Origin of the sequence: Streptococcus mitis (assembly GCF_002096895.1) — a bacterium.
Classification (GTDB): Bacteria; Bacillota; Bacilli; order Lactobacillales; family Streptococcaceae; genus Streptococcus; species Streptococcus mitis_AH.
Genome location: NZ_NCVI01000020.1, coordinates 190,839 through 215,877 on the forward strand (window position 1 = coordinate 190,839; position 25,039 = coordinate 215,877).

Sequence of the window (25,039 nt, forward strand, 5' to 3'; positions counted from 1 at the left end):
CAAATCCCTTGCAATCGCAGGGGCTTTGTGTTATTCTATTATGGTGCTGTAAATTACAGCCTTAGCTTTGATGCAAGAGGTTGCGACACGCTCGGTTGCATTGCCACGCAGCGCCGCGTCGGTTTTCTTGTGGAGCTAGCCTATTATCTTAAATAGACGAAAAGGAGAAAAAGATGGCAAACAAAAAAATCCGTATCCGTTTGAAAGCTTACGAACACCGTACGCTTGACACAGCGGCTGCAAAAATCGTAGAATCAGCTACTCGTACAGGTGCACAAGTTGCGGGTCCAATCCCACTTCCAACTGAACGTAGCCTCTACACAATCATTCGTGCGACTCACAAATATAAAGACTCTCGCGAACAATTTGAAATGCGTACACACAAACGTTTGATCGATATCGTTAACCCAACTCAAAAAACAGTTGATGCTTTGATGAAATTGGATCTTCCAAGTGGTGTAAACGTAGAAATCAAACTTTAATCTAAAGCTTGATACCTTGAGCATAAAAAACGCTCGTTAAAAACTTTTTGAATAAAAAATATAGAAAAGGAACTATTTTCTCATGACAAAAGGAATCTTAGGGAAAAAAGTGGGAATGACTCAAATCTTCACTGAAGCTGGCGAATTGATCCCTGTAACAGTTATTGAAGCAACTCCAAACGTTGTTCTTCAAGTTAAAACTGTTGAAACAGACGGATACAACGCTATCCAAGTTGGTTTCGATGACAAACGCGAAGTATTGAGCAACAAACCTGCTAAAGGACATGTAGCGAAAGCTAACACGGCTCCTAAGCGCTTCATTCGTGAATTCAAAAACGTTGAAGGCTTGGAAGTTGGTGCTGAAATCACAGTTGAAACATTCGCAGCTGGAGACGTTGTTGACGTAACTGGTACTTCTAAAGGTAAAGGTTTCCAAGGTGTTATCAAACGCCACGGACAATCACGTGGACCAATGGCTCACGGTTCTCGTTACCACCGTCGTCCAGGTTCTATGGGACCTGTTGCACCTAACCGCGTATTCAAAGGTAAAAACCTTGCAGGACGTATGGGTGGCGACCGCGTAACAATTCAAAACCTTGAAGTTGTACAAGTTGTTCCAGAAAAGAACGTTATCCTTATCAAAGGTAACGTACCAGGTGCTAAGAAATCTCTTATCACTATCAAGTCAGCAGTTAAAGCTGGTAAATAATAAGGAAAGGGGAATACAGTCAAAATGGCAAATGTAACATTATTCGACCAAACTGGTAAACAAGCGGGCGAAGTTGTTCTTAATGATGCAATCTTTGGTATCGAACCAAATGAATCTGTTGTGTTTGATGTGATCATCAGCCAACGTGCTAGCCTTCGTCAAGGAACTCACGCAGTTAAAAACCGCTCAGCTGTTTCAGGTGGCGGACGCAAACCATGGCGTCAAAAAGGAACTGGACGTGCTCGTCAAGGTTCTATCCGCTCTCCACAATGGCGTGGTGGTGGAATCGTCTTCGGACCAACTCCACGTAGCTATGCGTACAAACTTCCTCAAAAAGTTCGTCGCCTTGCGCTTAAATCTGTTTACTCAGAAAAAGTTGCTGAAAATAAATTTGTAGCCGTTGATTCTCTTGAATTTACAGCTCCAAAAACTGCTGAATTTGCAAAAGTTCTTGCAGCTTTGAGCATCGATTCTAAAGTCCTTGTTATTCTTGAAGAAGGAAACGAATTCGCAGCTCTCTCAGCTCGTAACCTTCCAAACGTGAAAGTTGCGACTGCTACAACTGCAAGTGTTCTTGACATCGCAAATAGTGACAAACTTCTTGTTACTCAAGCAGCTATCTCTAAAATCGAGGAGGTTCTTGCATAATGAATTTGTATGATGTTATCAAAAAACCTGTAATCACTGAAAGCTCAATGGCTCAACTTGAAGCAGGAAAATATGTATTTGAAGTTGACACTCGTGCACACAAACTTTTGATCAAGCAAGCTGTTGAAGCTGCTTTCGAAGGTGTTAAAGTTGCTAATGTTAACACAATCAACGTAAAACCAAAAGCTAAACGTGTTGGACGTTACACTGGTTTTACTAACAAAACTAAAAAAGCTATCATCACACTTACAGCTGATTCTAAAGCAATCGAGTTGTTTGCTGCTGAAGCTGAATAATCTAAGGAGGAAATATCGTGGGAATTCGTGTTTATAAACCAACAACAAACGGTCGCCGTAATATGACTTCTTTGGATTTCGCTGAAATCACAACAAGCACTCCTGAAAAATCATTGCTTGTTGCATTGAAGAGCAAGGCTGGTCGTAACAACAACGGTCGTATCACAGTTCGTCACCAAGGTGGTGGACACAAACGTTTCTACCGTTTGGTTGACTTCAAACGTAACAAAGACAACGTTGAAGCAGTTGTTAAAACAATCGAGTACGATCCAAACCGTTCTGCAAACATCGCTCTTGTACACTACACTGACGGTGTGAAAGCATACATCATCGCTCCAAAAGGTCTTGAAGTAGGTCAACGTATCGTTTCAGGTCCAGAAGCAGATATCAAAGTCGGAAACGCTCTTCCACTTGCTAACATCCCAGTTGGTACTTTGATCCATAACATCGAGTTGAAACCAGGTCGTGGTGGTGAATTGGTACGTGCTGCTGGAGCATCTGCTCAAGTATTGGGTTCTGAAGGTAAATACGTTCTTGTTCGTCTTCAATCAGGTGAAGTTCGTATGATTCTTGGAACTTGCCGTGCTACAGTTGGTGTTGTTGGAAATGAACAACATGGACTTGTAAACCTTGGTAAAGCAGGACGTAGCCGTTGGAAAGGTATCCGCCCAACAGTTCGTGGTTCTGTAATGAACCCTAACGATCACCCACACGGTGGTGGTGAAGGTAAAGCACCAGTTGGTCGTAAAGCACCATCTACTCCATGGGGCAAACCTGCTCTTGGTCTTAAAACTCGTAACAAGAAAGCGAAATCTGACAAACTTATCGTTCGTCGTCGCAACGAGAAATAATATTAAACTAGTCGCTTAAGCAACTAGTAAATCCGCCAGCTCGGTAGCGCTCCATGTGAGCGCAAGCCGCTGTGGTACAACATTTAAAGGAGAAAATATAAAAATGGGACGCAGTCTTAAAAAAGGACCTTTCGTCGATGAGCATTTGATGAAAAAAGTTGAAGCTCAAGCTAACGACGAAAAGAAAAAAGTTATTAAAACTTGGTCACGTCGTTCAACGATCTTCCCAAGTTTCATTGGTTACACTATTGCAGTTTATGACGGACGTAAACACGTACCTGTTTACATCCAAGAAGATATGGTAGGTCACAAACTTGGTGAATTTGCACCAACTCGTACTTACAAAGGTCATGCTGCAGACGACAAGAAAACACGTAGAAAATAAGGAGAACATAAATGGCAGAAATTACTTCAGCTAAAGCAATGGCTCGTACAGTACGTGTTTCACCTCGTAAATCACGTCTTGTTCTTGATAACATCCGTGGTAAAAGCGTAGCCGATGCAATCGCAATCTTGACATTCACTCCAAACAAAGCTGCTGAAATCATCTTGAAAGTTTTGAACTCAGCTGTAGCTAACGCTGAAAACAACTTTGGTTTGGATAAAGCTAACTTGGTAGTATCTGAAGCATTCGCAAACGAAGGACCAACTATGAAACGTTTCCGTCCACGTGCGAAAGGTTCAGCTTCACCAATCAACAAACGTACAGCTCACATCACTGTAGCTGTTGCAGAAAAATAAGGAGGTAAAATCGTGGGTCAAAAAGTACATCCAATTGGTATGCGTGTCGGCATCATCCGTGATTGGGATGCCAAATGGTATGCTGAAAAAGAATACGCGGATTACCTTCATGAAGATCTTGCAATCCGTAAATTCGTTCAAAAAGAACTCGCTGACGCAGCAGTTTCAACTATCGAAATCGAACGCGCAGTAAACAAAGTTAACGTTTCACTTCACACTGCTAAACCAGGTATGGTTATCGGTAAAGGTGGTGCTAACGTTGATGCACTCCGTGCGAAACTTAACAAATTGACTGGAAAACAAGTACACATCAACATCATCGAAATCAAACAACCTGATTTGGATGCTCACCTTGTAGGTGAAGGAATTGCTCGTCAATTGGAGCAACGTGTAGCTTTCCGTCGTGCACAAAAACAAGCAATCCAACGTGCAATGCGTGCTGGAGCTAAAGGAATCAAAACTCAAGTATCAGGTCGTTTGAACGGTGCAGATATCGCCCGTGCAGAAGGATACTCTGAAGGAACTGTTCCACTTCACACACTTCGTGCAGATATCGATTACGCTTGGGAAGAAGCAGATACTACATACGGTAAACTTGGTGTTAAAGTATGGATCTACCGTGGTGAAGTTCTTCCAGCTCGCAAAAACACTAAAGGAGGTAAATAACCAATGTTAGTACCTAAACGTGTTAAACACCGTCGTGAATTCCGTGGAAAAATGCGCGGTGAAGCAAAAGGTGGAAAAGAAGTAGCATTCGGTGAATACGGTCTTCAAGCTACAACTAGCCACTGGATCACTAACCGCCAAATCGAAGCTGCTCGTATCGCCATGACTCGTTACATGAAACGTGGTGGTAAAGTTTGGATTAAAATCTTCCCACACAAATCATACACTGCTAAAGCTATCGGTGTGCGTATGGGATCTGGTAAAGGGGCACCTGAAGGTTGGGTAGCACCAGTTAAACGTGGTAAAGTGATGTTCGAAATCGCTGGTGTATCTGAAGAAATCGCTCGCGAAGCGCTTCGTCTTGCTAGCCACAAATTGCCAGTTAAATGTAAATTCGTAAAACGTGAAGCAGAATAAGGAGAAGGCATGAAACTTAATGAAGTAAAAGAATTTGTTAAAGAACTTCGTGGTCTTTCTCAAGAAGAACTCGCGAAGCGCGAAAACGAATTGAAAAAAGAATTGTTTGAACTTCGTTTCCAAGCTGCTACTGGTCAATTGGAACAAACAGCTCGCTTGAAAGAAGTTAAAAAACAAATCGCTCGTATCAAAACAGTTCAATCTGAAGCGAAATAATAGACTAGGGAAGGAGAAATTTCAATGGAACGCAATAATCGTAAAGTTCTTGTTGGACGTGTTGTATCTGACAAAATGGACAAGACAATCACAGTTGTAGTTGAAACAAAACGTAACCACCCAGTCTATGGTAAACGTATTAACTACTCTAAAAAATACAAAGCTCATGATGAAAACAATGTTGCCAAAGAAGGCGATATCGTACGTATCATGGAAACTCGCCCGCTTTCAGCTACAAAACGTTTCCGTCTTGTAGAAGTTGTTGAAGAAGCGGTCATCATCTAATCAAACCTGAAAGGAGAAAACTGAAATGATTCAAACAGAAACTCGTTTGAAAGTCGCAGACAACAGCGGTGCTCGCGAAATCTTGACTATCAAAGTTCTTGGTGGTTCAGGACGTAAATTTGCAAACATCGGTGATGTTATCGTGGCATCTGTAAAACAAGCTACTCCTGGTGGTGCGGTTAAAAAAGGTGACGTTGTAAAAGCAGTTATCGTTCGTACTAAATCAGGTGCTCGTCGTGCTGATGGTTCATACATCAAATTTGACGAAAACGCAGCAGTTATCATCCGTGATGACAAAACTCCTCGCGGAACACGTATCTTTGGCCCAGTTGCACGTGAATTGCGTGAAGGTGGCTTCATGAAGATCGTGTCACTTGCTCCAGAAGTACTTTAATTTTTAGAAACAAACTAGTCCCCTGGATTTACCTCCAGGGTGCCCTTATGGGCGTAAGAAAAATCAAGGAGAAACCTAATGTTTGTAAAAAAAGGCGACAAAGTTCGCGTAATCGCTGGTAAAGATAAGGGAACAGAAGCTGTTGTCCTTACTGCCCTTCCAAAAGTAAACAAAGTTATCGTTGAAGGTGTTAACATCGTTAAGAAACACCAACGTCCAACTAACGAGCTTCCTCAAGGTGGGATCATCGAAAAAGAAGCAGCTATCCACGTATCAAATGTTCAAGTTTTGGACAAAAATGGTGTAGCTGGTCGTGTTGGTTACAAATTTGTAGACGGTAAAAAAGTTCGCTACAACAAAAAATCAGGCGAAGTGCTTGATTAATCACGAAGGAAAGGAGAAGTATAATGGCAAATCGTTTAAAAGAAAAATATCTTAATGAAGTAGTACCTGCTTTGACAGAACAATTCAACTACTCATCAGTGATGGCTGTGCCTAAAGTAGATAAGATCGTTTTGAACATGGGTGTTGGTGAAGCTGTATCAAACGCTAAAAGCCTTGAAAAAGCTGCTGAAGAATTGGCACTTATCTCAGGTCAAAAACCACTTATCACTAAAGCTAAAAAATCAATCGCCGGCTTCCGTCTTCGTGAAGGTGTTGCGATCGGTGCAAAAGTTACCCTTCGTGGTGAACGTATGTACGAATTCTTGGATAAATTGGTTTCAGTTTCACTTCCACGTGTACGTGACTTCCATGGTGTTCCAACAAAATCATTTGACGGACGCGGAAACTACACACTTGGTGTGAAAGAACAATTGATCTTCCCAGAAATCAACTTCGATGACGTTGACAAAACTCGTGGTCTTGACATCGTTATCGTAACAACTGCTAACACTGACGAAGAGTCACGTGCATTGCTTACAGGCCTTGGAATGCCTTTTGCAAAATAATATAGGAGGTAAATCTAATGGCTAAAAAATCAATGATTGCTAAGAACAAACGTCCAGCGAAGTTCTCTACTCAAGCTTATACTCGTTGTGAAAAATGTGGTCGTCCACATTCAGTTTACCGCAAATTTAAACTTTGCCGTGTTTGCTTCCGTGAATTAGCTTACAAAGGACAAATCCCTGGTGTAACAAAAGCATCTTGGTAATATCATGATACAAAGAGCGTAACAACCACAGCAAAAATAGGAAATTTGGTGTAGGAGCGATGCTCCAAAACAAATTTATCTTTTTTGCCCAGGTTGTAGCTCGTGTTCAAATAAGAATTTTCTCATTTGAATGTATCAATACTATCTGAGCCTAGCTCAATCATTAACTAGCAAGTGCAACTTGCAAACTACTAGTAAGAGGAGAAAAACAAAATGGTTATGACTGACCCAATCGCAGACTTCCTAACTCGTATTCGTAACGCTAACCAAGCTAAACACGAAGTACTTGAAGTACCTGCATCAAACATCAAAAAAGGGATTGCTGAAATCCTTAAACGCGAAGGTTTTGTAAAAAACGTTGAAATCATCGAAGATGACAAACAAGGCATCATCCGTGTATTCCTTAAATACGGACCAAACGGTGAAAAAGTTATCACTAACTTGAAACGTGTTTCTAAACCAGGACTTCGTGTCTACAAAAAACGTGAAGATCTTCCAAAAGTTCTTAACGGACTTGGAATTGCTATCCTTTCAACTTCTGAAGGTTTGCTTACTGATAAAGAAGCACGCCAAAAGAATGTTGGTGGAGAGGTTATCGCTTACGTTTGGTAAAATCAAGATACAAAGCTTGTAAAGAACAAAGCAAAATTAGAAAGTTGGAGAAGTTTGTTTACAAACAAGTCAACTTATCTATTTTGCACAGTTCTTAGAGCGTGTTCAGTTCAGCTCTTGAACTAAATAAGTATCTAAACCCCGTGAAAACTGGCCTTTCTGGCCTGACAATTTAACAGGAGAAAATAAACATGTCACGTATTGGTAATAAAGTTATCGTGTTGCCTGCTGGTGTTGAAATCACTAACAATGACAACGTTGTAACTGTAAAAGGACCTAAAGGAGAACTTACTCGTGAGTTCTCAAAAGATATTGAAATCCGTGTGGAAGGTACAGAAGTAACTCTTCACCGTCCAAACGATTCAAAAGAAATGAAAACTATCCACGGAACTACTCGTGCCCTTTTGAACAACATGGTTGTTGGTGTATCAGAAGGATTCAAGAAAGAACTTGAAATGCGCGGGGTTGGTTACCGTGCACAACTTCAAGGATCTAAACTTGTTTTGGCTGTTGGTAAATCTCATCCAGACGAAGTTGAAGCTCCAGAAGGAATTACTTTTGAACTTCCAAACCCAACAACAATCGTTGTTAGCGGAATTTCAAAAGAAGTAGTTGGTCAAACAGCTGCTTACGTACGTAGCCTTCGTTCACCAGAACCATATAAAGGTAAAGGTATCCGTTACGTTGGTGAATTTGTTCGCCGTAAAGAAGGTAAAACAGGTAAATAATGTTGAGTGGTTGATTTTCAACCACCAACCTATTTTCCAACTTTGTGCATAGCACACGATTTAAAACTAAAGAGGTGAAAACTGTGATTTCAAAACCAGATAAAAACAAACTCCGCCAAAAACGCCACCGTCGCGTTCGCGGAAAACTCTCTGGAACTGCTGATCGCCCACGTTTGAACGTATTCCGTTCTAATACAGGCATCTACGCTCAAGTGATTGATGACGTAGCGGGTGTAACGCTCGCAAGTGCTTCAACTCTTGACAAAGAAGTTTCAAAAGGAACTAAAACTGAACAAGCCGTTGCTGTCGGTAAACTCGTTGCAGAACGTGCAAACGCTAAAGGTATTTCAGAAGTGGTGTTCGACCGCGGTGGATATCTATATCACGGACGTGTGAAAGCTTTGGCTGATGCAGCTCGTGAAAACGGATTGAAATTCTAATAGGAGGACACTAGAAAATGGCATTTAAAGACAATGCAGTTGAATTAGAAGAACGCGTAGTTGCTGTCAATCGTGTTACAAAAGTTGTTAAAGGTGGACGTCGTCTTCGCTTCGCAGCTCTTGTTGTTGTTGGTGACCACAACGGTCGCGTAGGATTTGGTACTGGTAAAGCTCAAGAAGTTCCAGAAGCAATCCGTAAAGCAGTAGATGATGCTAAGAAAAACTTGATCGAAGTTCCTATGGTTGGAACAACAATCCCACACGAAGTTCTTTCAGAATTCGGTGGAGCTAAAGTATTGTTGAAACCTGCTGTAGAAGGTTCTGGAGTTGCCGCTGGTGGTGCAGTTCGTGCCGTTGTGGAATTGGCAGGTGTGGCAGATATTACATCTAAATCACTTGGTTCTAACACTCCAATCAACATTGTTCGTGCAACTGTTGAAGGTTTGAAACAATTGAAACGCGCTGAAGAAGTTGCTGCCCTTCGTGGTATTTCAGTTTCTGATTTGGCATAAGAAAGGGGATAAAATGGCTCAAATTAAAATTACTTTGACTAAGTCTCCAATCGGACGCATTCCATCACAACGTAAAACTGTTGTAGCACTTGGACTTGGCAAATTGAACAGCTCTGTTATTAAAGAAGATAACGCTGCTATCCGTGGTATGATCACTGCAGTATCTCACTTGGTAACAGTTGAAGAAGTAAACTAATGAATTTTTAGGGGATGTGCAGTATACCATCCCCTAAAACTAGATATAGTCATCTATGATGACATCGTATAGGCGAGTTGATGGGGGAGACAACCTTTTCTCCCTTATCGGCGCTAGCATTTTACAAAAGAGGAGAAAATAAAAATGAAACTTCATGAATTGAAACCTGCAGAAGGTTCTCGTAAAGTACGTAACCGCGTTGGTCGTGGTACTTCATCAGGTAACGGTAAAACATCTGGTCGTGGTCAAAAAGGTCAAAAAGCTCGTAGCGGTGGCGGAGTTCGCCTTGGTTTTGAAGGTGGACAAACTCCATTGTTCCGTCGTCTTCCAAAACGTGGATTCACTAACATCAACGCTAAAGAATACGCAATTGTGAACCTTGACCAATTGAACGTCTTTGAAGATGGTGCTGAAGTTACTCCAGTTGTTCTTATCGAAGCAGGAATTGTTAAAGCTGAAAAATCAGGTATTAAAATTCTTGGTAATGGTGAGTTGACTAAGAAATTGACTGTGAAAGCAGCTAAATTCTCTAAATCAGCTGAAGAAGCTATCACTGCTAAAGGTGGTTCAGTAGAAGTCATCTAAGAGAGGTGACCTATGTTTTTTAAATTATTAAGAGAAGCTCTTAAAGTCAAGAAGGTTCGATCAAAAATTTTATTTACAATTTTTATCGTTTTGGTTTTTCGTATCGGAACTAGCATTACAGTTCCTGGTGTGAATGCCAATAGCTTGAATGCTTTAAGTGGATTATCCTTCTTAAACATGTTGAGCTTGGTGTCGGGGAATGCCTTGAAAAACTTCTCAGTTTTTGCTCTTGGTGTTAGCCCCTACATTACGGCCTCTATCGTTGTCCAACTCTTGCAAATGGATATTTTACCCAAGTTTGTAGAGTGGGGTAAACAAGGGGAAGTAGGTCGAAGAAAATTAAATCAAGCTACTCGTTATATTGCTCTTGTTCTAGCCTTTGTGCAATCTATCGGGATTACAGCTGGTTTTAATACTTTGGCTGGAGCTCAATTGTTGAAAACTGCTCTTACTCCACAAGTCTTTATCATGATTGGTATCATCTTAACAGCTGGTAGCATGATTGTTACTTGGTTGGGAGAGCAAATTACAGATAAGGGATACGGAAATGGTGTTTCTATGATCATCTTTGCTGGGATTGTTGCCTCAATTCCAGATATGATTCAGGGCATCTATGTGGATTACTTTGTGAACGTCCCAAGTGACCGTATCAACTCATCTATCATTTTTGTAATCATTTTGATTATTACTGTATTGTTGATCATTTACCTTACAACTTATGTTCAACAAGCAGAATATAAAATTCCAATCCAATATACTAAGGTTGCACAAGGTGCTCCATCTAGCTCTTACCTTCCTTTGAAGGTAAACCCTGCTGGAGTTATTCCTGTTATCTTTGCAAGTTCGATTACTGCAGCGCCAGCGGCTATTCTTCAGTTTTTGAGCGCTACAGGTCATGATTGGGCTTGGGTAAGAACAGCACAAGAAATGCTGGCAACAACTTCACCAACTGGTATTGCCATGTATGCTTTGTTGATTATTCTCTTTACATTCTTCTATACGTTTGTACAGATTAATCCTGAAAAAGCGGCAGAGAACCTGCAAAAGAGCGGAGCCTATATCCACGGAGTTCGTCCTGGTAAAGGTACAGAAGAATATATGTCTAAACTTCTTCGTCGTCTTGCAACTGTTGGTTCCCTCTTCCTTGGTGTGATTTCTATTTTACCGATTGTAGCAAAAGATGTTTTCGGACTTTCAGAAGCAGTTGCTTTTGGAGGAACCAGTCTTTTGATCATTATCTCTACAGGTATTGAAGGAATCAAACAATTGGAAGGTTACCTATTGAAACGTAAGTATGTTGGTTTCATGGACAGAACAGAATAAAAGTATTTACTGAATCAGTAAATGCTGAGGGAGTGGAGGTTTAAACTCTGACATTTGTGAGAGTTTGGTCTCCCCTCTTCTATTTTGTTTTTAAATAGGGGTGAAAAGACTTTTTGCTTCTATTTAAAAATAAAATAAGGAGATCAAATCATGAATCTTTTGATTATGGGCTTACCTGGTGCAGGTAAGGGAACTCAAGCAGCAAAAATCGTAGAACAATTCCATGTTGCACATATCTCAACTGGTGATATGTTCCGCGCTGCAATGGCAAATCAAACTGAAATGGGTGTTCTTGCTAAGTCATACATTGACAAGGGTGAATTGGTTCCTGACGCAGTTACAAATGGAATCGTAAAAGAACGCCTTTCACAAGATGGTATTAAAGAAACAGGATTCTTATTGGATGGTTACCCACGTACAATCGAGCAAGCTCATGCCTTGGACAAAACATTGGCTGAACTTGGCATTGAACTAGAAGGTGTTATCAATATTGAAGTGAACCCTGACAGCCTCTTGGAACGTTTGAGTGGCCGTATCATCCACCGCGTAACTGGAGAAACTTTCCACAAGGTCTTTAACCCACCAGTTGACTATAAAGAAGAAGATTACTACCAACGTGAAGATGATAAACCTGAGACAGTAAAACGTCGTTTGGATGTGAATATTGCTCAAGGAGAACCAATCATTGCTCACTACCGTGCCAAAGGTTTGGTTCATGACATCGAAGGTAATCAAGATATCAATGATGTCTTCTCAGATATCGAAAAAGTATTGACAAATTTGAAATAAAGCGTTTTTCACACTTGCAAAAATCCGCTACAAATGTTATACTGAGATAGTCTGACTTATAATTGTTGTCTCTGTGTCTAGAGGCATCGAATCGAAATTTATGGAGGTGCTTTTGCGTGGCAAAAGACGATGTGATTGAAGTTGAAGGCAAAGTAGTTGATACAATGCCGAATGCAATGTTTACGGTTGAACTTGAAAATGGACATCAGATTTTAGCAACAGTTTCTGGTAAAATTCGTAAAAACTATATTCGTATTTTAGCGGGAGATCGTGTTACTGTCGAAATGAGTCCATATGACTTGACACGTGGACGTATCACTTACCGCTTTAAATAATCGAAAAACTTGGAGGGATAAGAAATGAAAGTAAGACCATCGGTCAAACCAATTTGCGAATACTGTAAAGTTATTCGTCGTAATGGTCGTGTTATGGTAATTTGCCCAGCAAATCCAAAACACAAACAACGTCAAGGATAAGATAGAAAGGAGAAAACATGGCTCGTATTGCTGGAGTTGACATTCCAAATGACAAACGCGTAGTAATCTCATTGACTTATGTTTATGGTATCGGACTTGCAACATCTAAGAAAATTTTGGCTGCTGCTGGAATCTCAGAAGATGTTCGTGTACGTGATCTTACATCAGATCAAGAAGATGCTATCCGTCGTGAAGTGGATGCAATCAAAGTTGAAGGTGACCTTCGTCGTGAAGTAAACTTGAACATCAAACGTTTGATGGAAATCGGTTCATACCGTGGTATCCGTCACCGTCGTGGACTTCCTGTCCGTGGACAAAACACTAAAAACAACGCTCGCACTCGTAAAGGTAAAGCTGTTGCGATTGCTGGTAAGAAAAAATAATATAGGAGGTAAAAGTCTTGGCTAAACCAACACGTAAACGTCGTGTGAAAAAGAATATCGAATCTGGTATTGCTCATATTCACGCTACATTTAATAACACTATTGTTATGATTACTGATGTGCATGGTAATGCAATTGCTTGGTCATCAGCTGGTGCTCTTGGTTTCAAAGGTTCTCGTAAATCTACACCATTCGCTGCTCAAATGGCTTCTGAAGCTGCTGCTAAATCTGCACAAGAACACGGTCTTAAATCAGTTGAAGTTACTGTAAAAGGTCCAGGTTCTGGTCGTGAGTCAGCTATTCGTGCGCTTGCTGCCGCTGGTCTTGAAGTAACAGCAATTCGTGATGTGACTCCAGTGCCACACAATGGTGCTCGTCCTCCAAAACGTCGCCGTGTATAATCATCGCATTACACTGCTTTTCGTTTAAGAGGGAGTAACTAAATGATCGAGTTTGAAAAACCAAATATAACAAAAATTGATGAAAATAAAGATTATGGCAAGTTTGTAATCGAACCACTTGAACGTGGCTACGGTACAACTCTTGGTAACTCTCTTCGTCGTGTACTTCTAGCTTCTCTACCAGGAGCAGCTGTGACATCTATCAATATTGATGGTGTGTTACATGAGTTTGACACAGTTCCAGGTGTTCGTGAAGATGTGATGCAAATCATTCTGAACATTAAAGGAATTGCAGTGAAATCGTACGTTGAAGACGAAAAAATCATCGAACTAGATGTTGAAGGTCCTGCTGAAGTAACAGCTGGTGACATTTTGACAGATAGCGATATTGAAATTGTAAATCCAGATCATTATCTCTTTACAATCGGTGAAGGTTCTTCTCTAAAAGCGACTATGACTGTTAACAGTGGTCGTGGATATGTACCTGCCGATGAAAATAAAAAGGATAATGCACCAGTTGGAACACTTGCTGTAGATTCTATTTATACACCAGTTACAAAAGTCAACTATCAAGTGGAACCTGCTCGTGTAGGTAGCAATGATGGATTTGACAAATTAACCCTTGAAATCTTGACAAATGGAACAATTATTCCAGAAGATGCTTTAGGGCTTTCAGCACGTATTTTGACAGAACATCTTGATTTGTTTACAAATCTTACTGAGATTGCTAAGTCAACTGAAGTGATGAAAGAAGCTGATACTGAATCTGACGACCGTATTTTGGATCGTACGATTGAGGAACTGGACTTGTCTGTGCGTTCATACAACTGTTTGAAACGTGCCGGTATCAATACTGTGCATGATTTGACAGAAAAATCTGAAGCAGAGATGATGAAAGTACGAAATCTTGGACGCAAGAGTTTGGAAGAAGTGAAACTCAAACTCATTGATTTGGGTCTTGGATTAAAAGATAAATAAAGGAGGAATAAATGGCTTACCGTAAACTAGGACGCACTAGCTCACAACGTAAAGCAATGCTTCGCGATTTGACCACTGACCTTTTGATCAACGAATCAATCGTGACAACTGAAGCTCGTGCTAAAGAAATCCGTAAAACTGTTGAAAAAATGATTACTCTAGGTAAACGTGGTGATTTGCATGCACGTCGTCAAGCAGCTGCTTTCGTACGTAATGAAATCGCATCTGAAAACTATGATGAAGCAACTGATAAGTACACTTCTACTACAGCACTTCAAAAATTGTTCTCAGAAATCGCACCTCGTTATGCTGAACGTAACGGTGGATACACTCGTATCCTTAAAACTGAACCACGTCGTGGTGATGCAGCGCCAATGGCGATCATCGAATTAGTATAAAATCATCAATTTTGTTGAGTGTTATGATGATGGAGTCTTGTGCTCTTAGTCTAGCTCTGGTCTACCGCTAGGATTTCGGTCCTAGCGGGAACACTCATCATAAGTTGAGATAGTAGACGCTTGTTTACGAAATTGTTTTTTTCTTAAGAACAACTTCGTAAGCAGGCGTTTTTAAGTATTTTAGTTAGAATTATGCTATACTATTTGAAAAGAATCCTATTTAATGTTCAGGTTTCCTATTTAAAGAAGAATTGGAGTTTGCTTATGAAAGCGATTATAACTGTTGTTGGTAAAGATAAATCTGGAATTGTTGCAGGTGTTTCTGGTAAAATTGCAGAATTGGGTTTGAATATTGATGATATCTCTCAAACTGTTTTGGATGAATATTTTACGATGATGGCTGTAGTCTCTAGTGATAAAAAGCAAGATTTTACCTATCTTCGTAATGAATTTGAAGCTTTTGGGCAAACTTTGAATGTGAAAATCAATATTCAGAGTGCAGCGATTTTCGAAGCTATGTATAATATCTAGGAGGTTATCATGGATATTAGACAAGTTACTGAAACCATCGCCATGATTGAGGAGCAAAACTTCGATATCAGAACTATTACCATGGGGATTTCCCTTTTGGACTGTATCGATCCAGATATCAATTGTGCTGCGGAGAAAATTTATCAAAAGATTACGACAAAGGCGGCTAATTTAGTGGCTGTTGGTGATGAAATTGCAGCTGAGTTGGGAATTCCAATTGTTAATAAGCGTTTATCGGTGACTCCTATTTCTCTGATTGGGGCAGCTACAGATGCGACGGACTACGTGGTTTTGGCAAAAGCGCTTGATAAGGCTGCGAAAGAGATTGGTGTGGACTTTATTGGTGGTTTCTCTGCCTTGGTACAAAAAGGTTATCAAAAGGGAGATGAGATTCTCATCAATTCTATTCCTCGCGCTTTGGCTGAAACGGATAAGGTCTGCTCGTCAGTTAATATTGGCTCAACCAAGTCTGGTATTAATATGACGGCTGTTGCAGATATGGGACGTATTATCAAGGAAACGGCTAATCTATCTGATATGGGAGCAGCCAAGTTGGTTGTATTTGCTAATGCTGTTGAGGACAATCCGTTTATGGCGGGTGCCTTCCATGGTGTTGGAGAGGCAGATGTTATCATCAATGTCGGAGTTTCCGGTCCTGGTGTGGTGAAACGTGCCTTGGAAAAAGTTCGTGGACAGAGCTTTGATGTAGTAGCCGAAACTGTTAAGAAAACTGCCTTTAAAATCACTCGTATCGGTCAATTAGTTGGTCAAATGGCCAGCGAGAGACTGGGTGTGGAGTTTGGTATTGTGGACTTGAGTTTAGCGCCAACTCCTGCGGTTGGAGATTCTGTAGCACGTGTCCTAGAAGAAATGGGACTAGAGACAGTTGGTACGCATGGAACGACGGCTGCCTTGGCTCTCTTGAATGACCAAGTTAAGAAGGGCGGAGTGATGGCCTGCAACCAAGTCGGTGGTTTGTCTGGTGCCTTTATCCCTGTTTCTGAGGATGAAGGAATGATTGCTGCAGTGCAAAATGGCTCTCTTAATTTAGAAAAACTAGAGGCCATGACAGCTATCTGTTCCGTTGGTTTGGATATGATTGCCATTCCGGAGGATACACCTGCTGAAACCATTGCGGCTATGATTGCAGATGAAGCGGCAATTGGTGTCATTAACATGAAAACTACGGCTGTTCGTATCATTCCTAAAGGAAAAGAGGGAGATATGATTGAATTTGGTGGTCTTCTTGGTACAGCTCCAGTTATGAAAGTCAATGGGGCTTCGTCTGTTGATTTCATCTCTCGTGGAGGACAAATCCCAGCACCAATTCATAGTTTTAAAAATTAAAAAAATAAGAGAAATTTTAAGTTCTATTTAAGGTTAGCTGTGTATACTATAATCATTAAATAAAGACCTCCTAATATTATTTGAAACAGATAACACTGATTTAGTTTGAATTTGATTTTCATCTAATATCTTTATTTAATAGAACTCCTAAACTTTTTCATAATAATCTCCTGCAAAAGTCGCCTGTATGGGTGGCTTTTGTTTTATCATCCATGATATAATAGAAGCAAATGGAGGACGGAAAATGGTAAAAGTACGATTGTATTTGGTACGTCATGGCAAGACCATGTTTAACACGATTGGTCGCGCTCAAGGTTGGAGCGATACTCCCTTAACAGCTGAAGGTGAGCGCGGGATTCAAGAACTAGGAATCGGTTTGCGAGAATCTGGTCTGCAGTTTGAGCGCGCTTATTCGAGTGATTCTGGCCGCACCATTCAAACCATGGGAATCATTCTTGACGAACTTGGCTTGCAAGGGAAAATCCCATATCGCATGGACAAGCGTATCAGAGAATGGTGTTTCGGTAGTTTTGATGGAGCCTACGATGGCGATCTTTTCATGGGCATTATTCCTCGTATCTTTAATGTGGACCACGTTCACCAATTGTCTTATGCTGAACTGGCTGAGGGCTTGGTAGAGGTCGATACAGCTGGTTGGGCTGAAGGCTGGGAAAAACTCAGTGGTCGCATCAAAGAAGGTTTTGAAGCGATTGCCAAAGAAATGGAAGAACAAGGTGGGGGCAATGCCCTTGTCGTGAGCCACGGAATGACCATTGGAACCATTGTTTATCTGATTAATGGTATGCATCCGCATGGTCTAGATAATGGTAGTGTGACGATCCTTGAATATGAGGACGGGCAGTTTAGCGTTGAAGTTGTCGGCGATCGTAGTTACCGAGAACTAGGACGTGAGAAGATAGAAGAGACAAACAATCTATAGAAGTTAGCTACAAGTGTGAGCTAACTTTTTATTCTGCTAAATAAGTTGGATTTGCGATTCAGTCTTTCTTGCCATACAAGCCCAAAAGAACATTTCTCATCTTTCAAATTCCCTCAAAAATGGTATAATAGTAACATCACAAAATTGGAGAGAGACCATGAGTTTTTATAATCATAAAGAAATTGAGCCTAAGTGGCAGGGCTACTGGGCAGAACATCATACATTTAAGACAGGAACAGATGCATCAAAACCGAAGTTTTATGCCCTCGATATGTTCCCTTATCCGTCTGGAGCGGGTCTGCACGTAGGACACCCAGAAGGTTATACCGCAACAGATATTCTCAGCCGTTACAAACGTGCGCAAGGCTACAATGTCCTTCACCCAATGGGGTGGGATGCTTTTGGTTTGCCTGCAGAGCAATACGCTATGGATACAGGTAATGACCCAGCAGAATTTACAGCGGAAAATATTGCCAACTTCAAACGACAAATCAATGCGCTTGGATTTTCTTACGACTGGGATCGTGAAGTCAATACAACAGATCCAAACTACTACAAGTGGACGCAATGGATTTTCACCAAGCTTTACAAAAAAGGCTTGGCCTATGAAGCGGAAGTACCAGTAAACTGGGTTGAGGAATTGGGAACAGCCATTGCTAACGAAGAGGTTCTTCCTGACGGAACTTCTGAGCGTGGAGGCTATCCAGTTGTCCGCAAGCCAATGCGCCAATGGATGCTCAAAATCACGGCCTATGCAGAGCGCTTGCTCAATGATTTAGATGAACTAGATTGGCCAGAGTCTATCAAGGACATGCAACGTAACTGGATTGGTAAATCAACTGGTGCTAATGTAACCTTCAAAGTTAAGGGAACAGATAAGGAATTCACAGTCTTTACAACTCGTCCTGATACTCTTTTCGGTGCAACTTTCACCGTTTTGGCTCCTGAGCATGATTTGGTTGACGCTATCACAAGTCCAGAGCAAGCAGAGGCAGTAGCTGACTATAAACACCAAGCTAGCCTCAAGTCTGACTTGGCTCGTACGGACCTTGCCAAAGAAAAAACAGGGGTTTGGACTGGTGCTTATGCCATCAACCCTGTCAATGGCAAGGAAATCCCAATCTGGATTGCCGACTATGTTCTTGCTAGTTACGGAACAGGTGCGGTAATGGCTGTACCTGCCCATGACCAACGTGACTGGGAATTTGCCAAACAATTTGACCTTCCAATCGTCGAAGTACTTAAAGGTGGAAACGTTGAAGAAGCTGCCTACACAGAAGATGGACTTCATGTCAATTCAGACTTCCTAGATGGATTGAACAAAGAAGACGCTATTGCCAAGATTGTGTCTTGGTTGGAAGAAAACAGCTGTGGACAAGAGAAGGTTACCTACCGTCTCCGCGACTGGCTCTTTAGCCGTCAACGTTATTGGGGTGAGCCGATTCCAATCATTCATTGGGAAGACGGAACTTCAACAGCTGTTCCTGAAAGTGAATTGCCGCTTGTCTTGCCTGTAACCAAGGATATCCGTCCTTCAGGTACTGGTGAAAGTCCACTAGCTAACTTGACAGATTGGCTTGAAGTGACTCGTGAAGATGGTGTCAAGGGTCGTCGCGAAACCAATACTATGCCACAATGGGCAGGTTCAAGCTGGTACTACCTCCGCTATATTGACCCACACAATACTGAGAAATTGGCCGATGAGGATCTTCTCAAACAATGGTTGCCAGTAGATATCTACGTGGGTGGGGCAGAGCATGCTGTTCTTCACTTGCTTTACGCTCGTTTCTGGCACAAATTCCTCTATGACCTCGGTGTTGTTCCAACTAAGGAACCATTCCAAAAACTCTTTAACCAAGGAATGATTTTGGGAACAAGCTACCGTGACCACCGTGGGGCTCTTGTGGCAACCGATAAGGTTGAAAAACGTGACGGTTCTTTCTTCCATGTGGAAACAGGAGAGGAGTTAGAGCAAGCGCCAGCCAAGATGTCTAAATCGCTCAAGAACGTTGTTAACCCAGACGACGTGGTGGAGCAATACGGTGCCGATACCCTTCGTGTTTATGAAATGTTCATGGGCCCACTTGATGCTTCAATCGCTTGGTCTGAAGAAGGTCTGGAAGGAAGTCGTAAGTTCCTTGACCGTGTTTACCGTTTGATTACAAGTAAGGATATTGTTGCGGAAAACAATGGCGCTCTCGACAAGGTTTACAACGAAACCGTTAAAGCTGTCACAGAGCAAATCGAATCCCTCAAATTCAACACAGCCATTGCCCAACTTATGGTCTTTGTCAATGCGGCTAACAAGGAAGACAAGCTTTATGCAGACTACGCCAAAGGCTTTATTCAATTGATTGCACCATTTGCGCCTCACTTGGCAGAAGAGCTCTGGCAAACAGTTGCAGCAACAGGTGAGTCAATCTCTTACGTGGCTTGGCCAACATGGGACGAAAGTAAATTGGTTGAAGACGAAATCGAAATCGTTGTCCAAATCAAAGGAAAAGTCCGTGCCAAACTCATGGTCGCTAAAGATCTATCACGCGAAGAATTACAAGAAATTGCTCTGGCTGACGAAAAAGTCAAAGCAGAAATTGACGGTAAGGACATCGTGAAAGTGATTAGTGTACCGAATAAATTGGTTAACATTGTTGTGAAATAAGAAATGAATCCTTCAGAGTAGAATCTGGAGGATTTTTTGAATCTTCTTATGAAAGTATGATATACTATGGGCAACTATAAAGTTTGAAAAGTGAAACAAGGAGAATGCTATGCCAGTAAATGAATATGATCAGATGATTGGGGAGTCAATGGAAGGTTATACACCGGGCGAATTGCCTTCTATTGGTTTCTTAGAAGGGCGTTATGCTAGGGTAGAGGCTCTTTCGGTGGAAAAGCATGCGGATGATTTATTAGCTGTTTATGGTCCAGATACTCCGCGGGAGATGTGGACTTACCTCTTTCAGGAACCAGTGGCAGATATGGAGGAGCTGGTTAGCCTTTTAAATCAGATGTTGGCTCGTAAGGATCGCTTTTACTATGCAATTATAGACAAGGAAACTGGTAAGGCTTTGGGAACATTTTCTCTCATGCGCATTGACCAGAATAATCGAGTGATAGAAGTGGGAGCGGTCACTTTTTCTCCAGAACTCAGGGGAACACGAATAGGGACAGAAGCTCAGTATCTCTTGGCACGTTATGTTTTTGAGGAGCTTAACTATCGTCGCTACGAATGGAAATGTGATTCTCTTAATCTGCCATCCAGACGAGCTGCGGAGCGTTTGGGATTTGTTTATGAAGGAACCTTCCGCCAGGCAGTCGTTTATAAGGGGCGTACTAGGGATACGGATTGGTTGTCTATGATTGATAAGGACTGGCCTCAAGTCAAAGCTCGATTGGAAGCATGGTTGGCTCCTGAAAATTTTGATAAAAATGGACGGCAGTACAAGAGCTTGAGAGAGTTTTAAGAGGTGTTGACATGATCACTATTAAAAAGCAAGAATTTGTCAAGCTAGAGGATGTTTTGCATCTCTATCAGGCTGTCGGTTGGACAAATTATACCGATCAATCAGAGATGCTGGAGCAGGCCTTATCTCATTCATTAGCGATTTATGTGGCGCTTGATGATGATACTGTGGTGGGCTTGATTCGTTTGGTTGGAGATGGATTCTCATCAGTACTGGTTCAGGATTTAATCGTTTTACCTATCTATCAGCGTCAAGGGATTGGTAGTGCCCTAATGAAAGAGGTTTTAGAGGATTACAAAGATGTCTATCAAGTTCAGCTGGTGACAGAAGAGACAGAAAGAACCTTGGGCTTCTATCGTTCTATGGGCTTTGAAATCTTATCCACCTATAATTGTATAGGAATGACTTGGATGAATCGAGAAAAATAATAAAATTTGTTTTTTATTAAGCAAAATTTAAGGATGGTCTAGTATTATATAGTCATTAAATAAAGACCTCCTAACTTTATTTAATGAAATCCTAAAACTTTTTTCATCATAATCTCCTAATGAAGCCACCCAATCAGGTGGCTTTTTTCGTGGATAGGTGATGGTGATAGATTTTTTTTGCAAAATAGTAAAATTTGAGAAAAGTTAAGCTAGTTTTAAGCTTTGTCTTGTATCATATAGTTATTAAATAAAGACCTCCTAACTTTATTTAATAAAATCCTAAACTTTTCTTTTTCATAATAATCTCCCTTAACTCCACCCAATCAGGTGGAGTTTTTTGGCTCTATTTCAGGATTTTGGGGACTATTCTAAAAATCATTTTCCGATATTTTTCGGATTTTGGTCGGGGAATTGGCGGGGACTTTTTTTAGCGAATATGACTAATAAATAGGTCTGTTGTCGCTTCAGCTACTTCAAACTCAATTTGATTGTAAGTGACTGTTAATTGAAGGACTGGAACTGCTGTAATAATGTTCTTGGTTGTCGAGGAGTGAGTCATCATATTGTTGTACAGCGGTTAAAGCTTGCGAAGCTGAGAATGTAAATCTTTGACGAAATGTGTGAACTGTGGGATAATGAAAGAGAATTAAGTATTGTGTCTATATCATAGGCTAGAAAAGACCCCAAGCTCACGTCCAAATAAGCTTGGGGTCTTTTTTGACACTATTTGTCCTTGTTTAGCCATTTATCGACTAGCCGAAGAACGACACCGACCACAATCGGTTCGATGATAGTTTTAAGGATTAGTTCCATCATGGGCTATCTCACCTCCTTTCGTAGGCGGTGTAGCAGTGCCGTAGAATGTTATACCACATAGGTGCTAAACTCTGGAGTCACCCAATCAGGTGGCTTTTTTGTTTGTGGCTTGGTTTTTTGATATAATAGAGCCATGAGTAGAATTTTAGATAATGAGATAATGGGGGACGAGGAGTTAGTAGAACGCACGCTCCGTCCTCAGTATTTACGTGAATATATTGGGCAGGATAAGGTCAAGGACCAGCTTCAAATCTTTATAGAAGCTGCCAAAATGCGGGATGAAGCGCTGGATCATGTGCTTTTATTTGGCCCTCCAGGCTTGGGAAAAACGACCATGGCTTTTGTTATTGCCAATGAACTAGGTGTCAATCTCAAGCAGACTTCGGGTCCAGTCATTGAAAAAGCCGGTGATTTGGTAGCGATTTTGAATGACTTAGAGCCTGGGGATGTTCTCTTTATTGATGAGATTCATCGTTTGCCAATGTCAGTGGAAGAGGTGCTTTATAGTGCCATGGAGGACTTCTACATTGATATCATGATTGGGGCTGGTGAAGGCAGTCGCAGTGTTCATTTGGAGTTGCCACCTTTCACTTTGATTGGTGCGACGACTCGGGCTGGTATGCTCTCAAATCCGCTACGGGCACGTTTTGGAATTACAGGTCACATGGAGTATTATGCCCATGCTGACTTGACGGAAATTGTTGAGCGGACGGCAGATATTTTTGAGATGGAAATCACTCATGAGGCAGCATCTGAATTAGCCCTACGTAGTCGTGGAACCCCTCGTATTGCCAATCGTCTCCTCAAACGCGTGCGCGATTTTGCCCAGATTATAGGGAATGGGGTTATCGATGATCTTATTACTGATAAGGCTTTGACTATGCTGGATGTTGACCATGAAGGTCTGGACTATGTGGACCAGAAAATCCTTCGCACCATGATTGAGATGTACGGTGGTGGTCCTGTTGGTCTAGGAACTCTTTCTGTTAACATAGCAGAAGAGCGTGAGACAGTTGAAGACATGTATGAGCCCTACTTGATTCAAAAAGGTTTTATCATGCGGACACGTTCTGGACGGGTGGCGACTGCTAAGGCATATGAGCATTTAGGGTATGAATATATTGAAAAATAAGGCTGAAATTTTAGACTCTTTCAGAGAAAATCCGGATATGATGGCTATTTTGACTATCATCCGAAACCTTGGTTTGAAAGATTCTTGGTTGGCAGCAGGTTCTGTCAGGAATTTCATCTGGAATCTCTTGTCAGATAAATCCCCTTTTGACTGTGAAACAGATGTAGATGTGATTTTCTTTAATCCAGATATTTCTTATGAGGAAACCTTATTACTGGAGAAAAAGCTACGAGAGGATTTTCCTCAGTACCAATGGGAGTTGAAAAATCAGGTCTATATGCATCAGCATAGCCCTCATACTGCTCCCTATACCAGTTCCCGTGATGCTATGAGTAAGTATCCAGAACGGTGTACGGCTGTTGGACTACGCTTGAATGAAGAATCCGATTTTGAACTCTATGCACCTTATGGTTTGGAGGATATTTTGAATTTTCAAGTTCGTCCAACTCCTCATTTTTTAGAGAATGAAGACCGAATGGAACTTTATCAAACACGTCTATCCAAGAAAAATTGGCAGGAAAAATGGAAAAATTTGATTTTTAAAAATCCTTAAGGAAACTTTAAGCTAGGAAGTGTATACTAAGTCCATAAGTTAAGAAGACCTTAACTTAAACTCCTAAAACTTTTTCATAATAATCTCCCTATAAAAAATAAAGTCGCCCAATCAGGCGGCTTATTTTTTTGAAAAATGGGCTTTGTGCCTGAGAATAATACTCAAAGAAAATCAAAGTGCAAACTAGGAAGTTAGCCACAGGCTGCTCAAAACACTGTTTTGAGGTTGTGGATAGAGCTGACGGAGTCAGTATCATATACCTACGGCAAGGTGAAGCTGACGTGGTTTGAATTTGATTTTCGAAGAGTATAAATAGCTTAGTGATAGAAGAAAATAGGGAAATATGGTATAATGAAACGATAGATTTTTGAATAGGAATAAGATCATGTTTGGATTTTTTAAGAAAGATAAGGCTGTGGAAGTTGAGGTTCCGACACAGGTTCCTGCTCATATCGGCATCATCATGGATGGCAATGGCCGTTGGGCTAAAAAACGTATGCAACCGCGAGTCTTCGGACACAAGGCGGGCATGGAAACATTGCAAACTGTGACCAAGGCAGCCAACAAACTAGGCGTTAAGGTTATTACGGTCTATGCTTTTTCTACAGAAAACTGGACCCGTCCAGATCAGGAAGTCAAGTTCATCATGAACTTGCCAGTAGAGTTTTATGATAATTATGTCCCGGAATTGCATGCGAATAATGTTAAGATTCAAATGATTGGGGAAACGGACCGCCTGCCTAAGCAAACCTTTGAAGCTCTGACTAAGGCTGAGGAATTGACTAAGAACAACACAGGCTTGATACTTAATTTCGCCCTCAACTATGGTGGGCGTGCTGAGATTACACAGGCTCTTAAGTTGATTTCTCAGGATGTGTTAGATGCCAAAATCAACCCAGGTGACATCACAGAGGAATTGATTGGCAACTATCTCTTTACCCAGCATTTGCCTAAGGACTTACGAGACCCAGATTTGATTATCCGTACTAGTGGAGAATTGCGTTTGAGTAATTTCCTTCCATGGCAGGGGGCCTATAGTGAACTCTATTTTACAGATACCTTGTGGCCTGACTTTGACGAAGTAGCCTTGCAGGAAGCCATTCTTGCCTACAATCGTCGTCATCGCCGATTTGGAGGAGTTTAGGAGGA

The 25,039-nt window shown here is 41.3% G+C and carries 40 protein-coding genes; 38 read left to right on the forward strand and 2 right to left on the reverse strand.

Features of this window, described 5'->3' with window-relative positions:
* Nucleotides 1-173 precede the first annotated feature (173 nt).
* From rpsJ to B7697_RS05745, 35 genes are all read left to right on the forward strand, one after another.
* Entirely contained in the window at nucleotides 174-482 is a 309-nt protein-coding gene (gene rpsJ / locus B7697_RS05575) for a 30S ribosomal protein S10 (protein ID WP_001284513.1), read from the forward strand.
* An 82-nt stretch (nucleotides 483-564) separates the two neighbouring features.
* The gene (gene rplC, locus B7697_RS05580; protein ID WP_000160197.1) at nucleotides 565-1,191 is read left to right on the forward strand and encodes a 50S ribosomal protein L3; all 627 of its coding nucleotides are present in this window, start codon (nucleotides 565-567) and stop codon (nucleotides 1,189-1,191) included.
* Between the two features lie 24 nt (nucleotides 1,192-1,215).
* Nucleotides 1,216-1,839 carry a 50S ribosomal protein L4 gene (gene rplD / locus B7697_RS05585; RefSeq protein WP_000024547.1) on the forward strand — a complete coding sequence of 208 codons (624 nt, stop codon included), beginning with the start codon at nucleotides 1,216-1,218 and terminating at the stop codon, nucleotides 1,837-1,839.
* Nucleotides 1,839-2,135 (forward strand): 50S ribosomal protein L23, encoded by a 297-nt coding sequence (locus B7697_RS05590; protein ID WP_001055347.1) that lies wholly within the window; start codon nucleotides 1,839-1,841, stop codon nucleotides 2,133-2,135. The genes rplD and B7697_RS05590 overlap by 1 nt, the downstream gene beginning before the upstream one ends.
* Nucleotides 2,136-2,152: 17 nt before the next feature.
* The gene (gene rplB, locus B7697_RS05595) at nucleotides 2,153-2,986 is read left to right on the forward strand and encodes a 50S ribosomal protein L2 (RefSeq protein ID WP_000512911.1); all 834 of its coding nucleotides are present in this window, start codon (nucleotides 2,153-2,155) and stop codon (nucleotides 2,984-2,986) included.
* A gap of 103 nt (nucleotides 2,987-3,089) precedes the next feature.
* Nucleotides 3,090-3,371, forward strand: a complete 282-nt coding sequence (gene rpsS, locus B7697_RS05600) for a 30S ribosomal protein S19 (RefSeq protein WP_000533766.1) — start codon at nucleotides 3,090-3,092, stop codon at nucleotides 3,369-3,371.
* Between the two features lie 11 nt (nucleotides 3,372-3,382).
* Nucleotides 3,383-3,727: a 50S ribosomal protein L22 gene (rplV, locus tag B7697_RS05605; protein ID WP_000818137.1), complete on the forward strand. Its 345-nt coding sequence runs from the start codon at nucleotides 3,383-3,385 to the stop codon at nucleotides 3,725-3,727.
* A gap of 12 nt (nucleotides 3,728-3,739) precedes the next feature.
* Nucleotides 3,740-4,393 carry a 30S ribosomal protein S3 gene (rpsC, locus tag B7697_RS05610; protein ID WP_000529936.1) on the forward strand — a complete coding sequence of 218 codons (654 nt, stop codon included), beginning with the start codon at nucleotides 3,740-3,742 and terminating at the stop codon, nucleotides 4,391-4,393.
* A 3-nt stretch (nucleotides 4,394-4,396) separates the two neighbouring features.
* Nucleotides 4,397-4,810 carry a 50S ribosomal protein L16 gene (rplP, locus tag B7697_RS05615; RefSeq protein ID WP_000960946.1) on the forward strand — a complete coding sequence of 138 codons (414 nt, stop codon included), beginning with the start codon at nucleotides 4,397-4,399 and terminating at the stop codon, nucleotides 4,808-4,810.
* Between the two features lie 9 nt (nucleotides 4,811-4,819).
* On the forward strand, nucleotides 4,820-5,026 hold the full coding sequence (gene rpmC, locus B7697_RS05620; RefSeq protein WP_000772918.1) for a 50S ribosomal protein L29: 207 nt from the start codon (nucleotides 4,820-4,822) through the stop codon (nucleotides 5,024-5,026).
* A gap of 24 nt (nucleotides 5,027-5,050) precedes the next feature.
* On the forward strand, nucleotides 5,051-5,311 hold the full coding sequence (gene rpsQ, locus B7697_RS05625) for a 30S ribosomal protein S17 (protein ID WP_000440801.1): 261 nt from the start codon (nucleotides 5,051-5,053) through the stop codon (nucleotides 5,309-5,311).
* A 25-nt stretch (nucleotides 5,312-5,336) separates the two neighbouring features.
* A complete protein-coding gene (gene rplN, locus B7697_RS05630) occupies nucleotides 5,337-5,705 on the forward strand; it encodes a 50S ribosomal protein L14 (protein WP_002928796.1) in 369 nt (122 codons plus the stop codon).
* Between the two features lie 78 nt (nucleotides 5,706-5,783).
* Nucleotides 5,784-6,089, forward strand: coding sequence for a 50S ribosomal protein L24 (rplX, locus tag B7697_RS05635; protein ID WP_000497691.1), 306 nt, complete (start codon nucleotides 5,784-5,786; stop codon nucleotides 6,087-6,089).
* Nucleotides 6,090-6,112: 23 nt separating this feature from the next.
* Complete coding sequence (gene rplE / locus B7697_RS05640) at nucleotides 6,113-6,655, forward strand: 50S ribosomal protein L5 (RefSeq protein ID WP_000013542.1); 543 nt, start codon at nucleotides 6,113-6,115, stop codon at nucleotides 6,653-6,655.
* A 17-nt stretch (nucleotides 6,656-6,672) separates the two neighbouring features.
* The gene (locus tag B7697_RS05645; protein ID WP_001085697.1) at nucleotides 6,673-6,858 is read left to right on the forward strand and encodes a type Z 30S ribosomal protein S14; all 186 of its coding nucleotides are present in this window, start codon (nucleotides 6,673-6,675) and stop codon (nucleotides 6,856-6,858) included.
* A 213-nt stretch (nucleotides 6,859-7,071) separates the two neighbouring features.
* Entirely contained in the window at nucleotides 7,072-7,470 is a 399-nt protein-coding gene (gene rpsH / locus B7697_RS05650) for a 30S ribosomal protein S8 (RefSeq protein ID WP_000245504.1), read from the forward strand.
* Between the two features lie 191 nt (nucleotides 7,471-7,661).
* Nucleotides 7,662-8,198, forward strand: a complete 537-nt coding sequence (rplF, locus tag B7697_RS05655; protein ID WP_000086626.1) for a 50S ribosomal protein L6 — start codon at nucleotides 7,662-7,664, stop codon at nucleotides 8,196-8,198.
* 83 nt (nucleotides 8,199-8,281) lie between these two features.
* Nucleotides 8,282-8,638: a 50S ribosomal protein L18 gene (rplR, locus tag B7697_RS05660; protein ID WP_000624044.1), complete on the forward strand. Its 357-nt coding sequence runs from the start codon at nucleotides 8,282-8,284 to the stop codon at nucleotides 8,636-8,638.
* Between the two features lie 17 nt (nucleotides 8,639-8,655).
* Complete coding sequence (gene rpsE / locus B7697_RS05665) at nucleotides 8,656-9,150, forward strand: 30S ribosomal protein S5 (RefSeq protein WP_000874202.1); 495 nt, start codon at nucleotides 8,656-8,658, stop codon at nucleotides 9,148-9,150.
* Nucleotides 9,151-9,163: 13 nt separating this feature from the next.
* Nucleotides 9,164-9,346, forward strand: coding sequence for a 50S ribosomal protein L30 (gene rpmD, locus B7697_RS05670; protein ID WP_000057241.1), 183 nt, complete (start codon nucleotides 9,164-9,166; stop codon nucleotides 9,344-9,346).
* Between the two features lie 144 nt (nucleotides 9,347-9,490).
* Nucleotides 9,491-9,931: a 50S ribosomal protein L15 gene (gene rplO, locus B7697_RS05675; protein ID WP_000766087.1), complete on the forward strand. Its 441-nt coding sequence runs from the start codon at nucleotides 9,491-9,493 to the stop codon at nucleotides 9,929-9,931.
* 12 nt (nucleotides 9,932-9,943) lie between these two features.
* Nucleotides 9,944-11,254, forward strand: coding sequence for a preprotein translocase subunit SecY (gene secY, locus B7697_RS05680; protein ID WP_084950744.1), 1,311 nt, complete (start codon nucleotides 9,944-9,946; stop codon nucleotides 11,252-11,254).
* A gap of 150 nt (nucleotides 11,255-11,404) precedes the next feature.
* Nucleotides 11,405-12,043 carry an adenylate kinase gene (locus B7697_RS05685; RefSeq protein ID WP_084950747.1) on the forward strand — a complete coding sequence of 213 codons (639 nt, stop codon included), beginning with the start codon at nucleotides 11,405-11,407 and terminating at the stop codon, nucleotides 12,041-12,043.
* Between the two features lie 116 nt (nucleotides 12,044-12,159).
* A complete protein-coding gene (gene infA, locus B7697_RS05690) occupies nucleotides 12,160-12,378 on the forward strand; it encodes a translation initiation factor IF-1 (protein ID WP_001029883.1) in 219 nt (72 codons plus the stop codon).
* A gap of 24 nt (nucleotides 12,379-12,402) precedes the next feature.
* Nucleotides 12,403-12,519 (forward strand): 50S ribosomal protein L36, encoded by a 117-nt coding sequence (gene rpmJ / locus B7697_RS05695; protein WP_001808836.1) that lies wholly within the window; start codon nucleotides 12,403-12,405, stop codon nucleotides 12,517-12,519.
* 17 nt (nucleotides 12,520-12,536) lie between these two features.
* Nucleotides 12,537-12,902: a 30S ribosomal protein S13 gene (gene rpsM, locus B7697_RS05700; protein ID WP_000090781.1), complete on the forward strand. Its 366-nt coding sequence runs from the start codon at nucleotides 12,537-12,539 to the stop codon at nucleotides 12,900-12,902.
* Nucleotides 12,903-12,919: 17 nt separating this feature from the next.
* The gene (gene rpsK / locus B7697_RS05705) at nucleotides 12,920-13,303 is read left to right on the forward strand and encodes a 30S ribosomal protein S11 (protein ID WP_001118385.1); all 384 of its coding nucleotides are present in this window, start codon (nucleotides 12,920-12,922) and stop codon (nucleotides 13,301-13,303) included.
* 42 nt (nucleotides 13,304-13,345) lie between these two features.
* Nucleotides 13,346-14,281 carry a DNA-directed RNA polymerase subunit alpha gene (locus B7697_RS05710; protein WP_000568988.1) on the forward strand — a complete coding sequence of 312 codons (936 nt, stop codon included), beginning with the start codon at nucleotides 13,346-13,348 and terminating at the stop codon, nucleotides 14,279-14,281.
* Nucleotides 14,282-14,292: 11 nt separating this feature from the next.
* Nucleotides 14,293-14,679 (forward strand): 50S ribosomal protein L17, encoded by a 387-nt coding sequence (gene rplQ / locus B7697_RS05715; protein WP_000331493.1) that lies wholly within the window; start codon nucleotides 14,293-14,295, stop codon nucleotides 14,677-14,679.
* 264 nt (nucleotides 14,680-14,943) lie between these two features.
* The gene (locus B7697_RS05720) at nucleotides 14,944-15,210 is read left to right on the forward strand and encodes an ACT domain-containing protein (RefSeq protein WP_000644130.1); all 267 of its coding nucleotides are present in this window, start codon (nucleotides 14,944-14,946) and stop codon (nucleotides 15,208-15,210) included.
* A 9-nt stretch (nucleotides 15,211-15,219) separates the two neighbouring features.
* Nucleotides 15,220-16,557, forward strand: coding sequence for a PFL family protein (locus B7697_RS05725; protein WP_084950749.1), 1,338 nt, complete (start codon nucleotides 15,220-15,222; stop codon nucleotides 16,555-16,557).
* A gap of 244 nt (nucleotides 16,558-16,801) precedes the next feature.
* Nucleotides 16,802-17,497: a histidine phosphatase family protein gene (locus B7697_RS05730; RefSeq protein ID WP_084950750.1), complete on the forward strand. Its 696-nt coding sequence runs from the start codon at nucleotides 16,802-16,804 to the stop codon at nucleotides 17,495-17,497.
* A 157-nt stretch (nucleotides 17,498-17,654) separates the two neighbouring features.
* Entirely contained in the window at nucleotides 17,655-20,156 is a 2,502-nt protein-coding gene (leuS, locus tag B7697_RS05735) for a leucine--tRNA ligase (RefSeq protein WP_084950752.1), read from the forward strand.
* Nucleotides 20,157-20,265: 109 nt separating this feature from the next.
* The gene (locus tag B7697_RS05740) at nucleotides 20,266-20,961 is read left to right on the forward strand and encodes a GNAT family N-acetyltransferase (protein ID WP_049551256.1); all 696 of its coding nucleotides are present in this window, start codon (nucleotides 20,266-20,268) and stop codon (nucleotides 20,959-20,961) included.
* Between the two features lie 11 nt (nucleotides 20,962-20,972).
* Nucleotides 20,973-21,389 carry a GNAT family N-acetyltransferase gene (locus B7697_RS05745; RefSeq protein ID WP_020902700.1) on the forward strand — a complete coding sequence of 139 codons (417 nt, stop codon included), beginning with the start codon at nucleotides 20,973-20,975 and terminating at the stop codon, nucleotides 21,387-21,389.
* Between the two features lie 427 nt (nucleotides 21,390-21,816).
* On the opposite strand, the gene B7697_RS09475 is transcribed toward B7697_RS05745, so the two are convergent.
* A complete protein-coding gene (locus B7697_RS09475; RefSeq protein WP_257960423.1) occupies nucleotides 21,817-21,951 on the reverse strand; it encodes a hypothetical protein in 135 nt (44 codons plus the stop codon).
* A 161-nt stretch (nucleotides 21,952-22,112) separates the two neighbouring features.
* The gene (locus B7697_RS05750) at nucleotides 22,113-22,205 is read right to left on the reverse strand and encodes a type I toxin-antitoxin system Fst family toxin (protein WP_084862780.1); all 93 of its coding nucleotides are present in this window, start codon (nucleotides 22,203-22,205) and stop codon (nucleotides 22,113-22,115) included.
* A 133-nt stretch (nucleotides 22,206-22,338) separates the two neighbouring features.
* On the opposite strand from B7697_RS05750, the gene ruvB reads away from it, so the two are divergent.
* From ruvB to B7697_RS05770, 3 genes are all read left to right on the forward strand, one after another.
* A complete protein-coding gene (gene ruvB, locus B7697_RS05755; RefSeq protein ID WP_023946759.1) occupies nucleotides 22,339-23,337 on the forward strand; it encodes a Holliday junction branch migration DNA helicase RuvB in 999 nt (332 codons plus the stop codon).
* Nucleotides 23,318-23,890, forward strand: coding sequence for a nucleotidyltransferase family protein (locus B7697_RS05760; protein WP_084862782.1), 573 nt, complete (start codon nucleotides 23,318-23,320; stop codon nucleotides 23,888-23,890). The genes ruvB and B7697_RS05760 overlap by 20 nt, the downstream gene beginning before the upstream one ends.
* Nucleotides 23,891-24,275: 385 nt before the next feature.
* A complete protein-coding gene (locus B7697_RS05770; protein WP_084950754.1) occupies nucleotides 24,276-25,034 on the forward strand; it encodes an isoprenyl transferase in 759 nt (252 codons plus the stop codon).
* Nucleotides 25,035-25,039 lie beyond the last annotated feature (5 nt).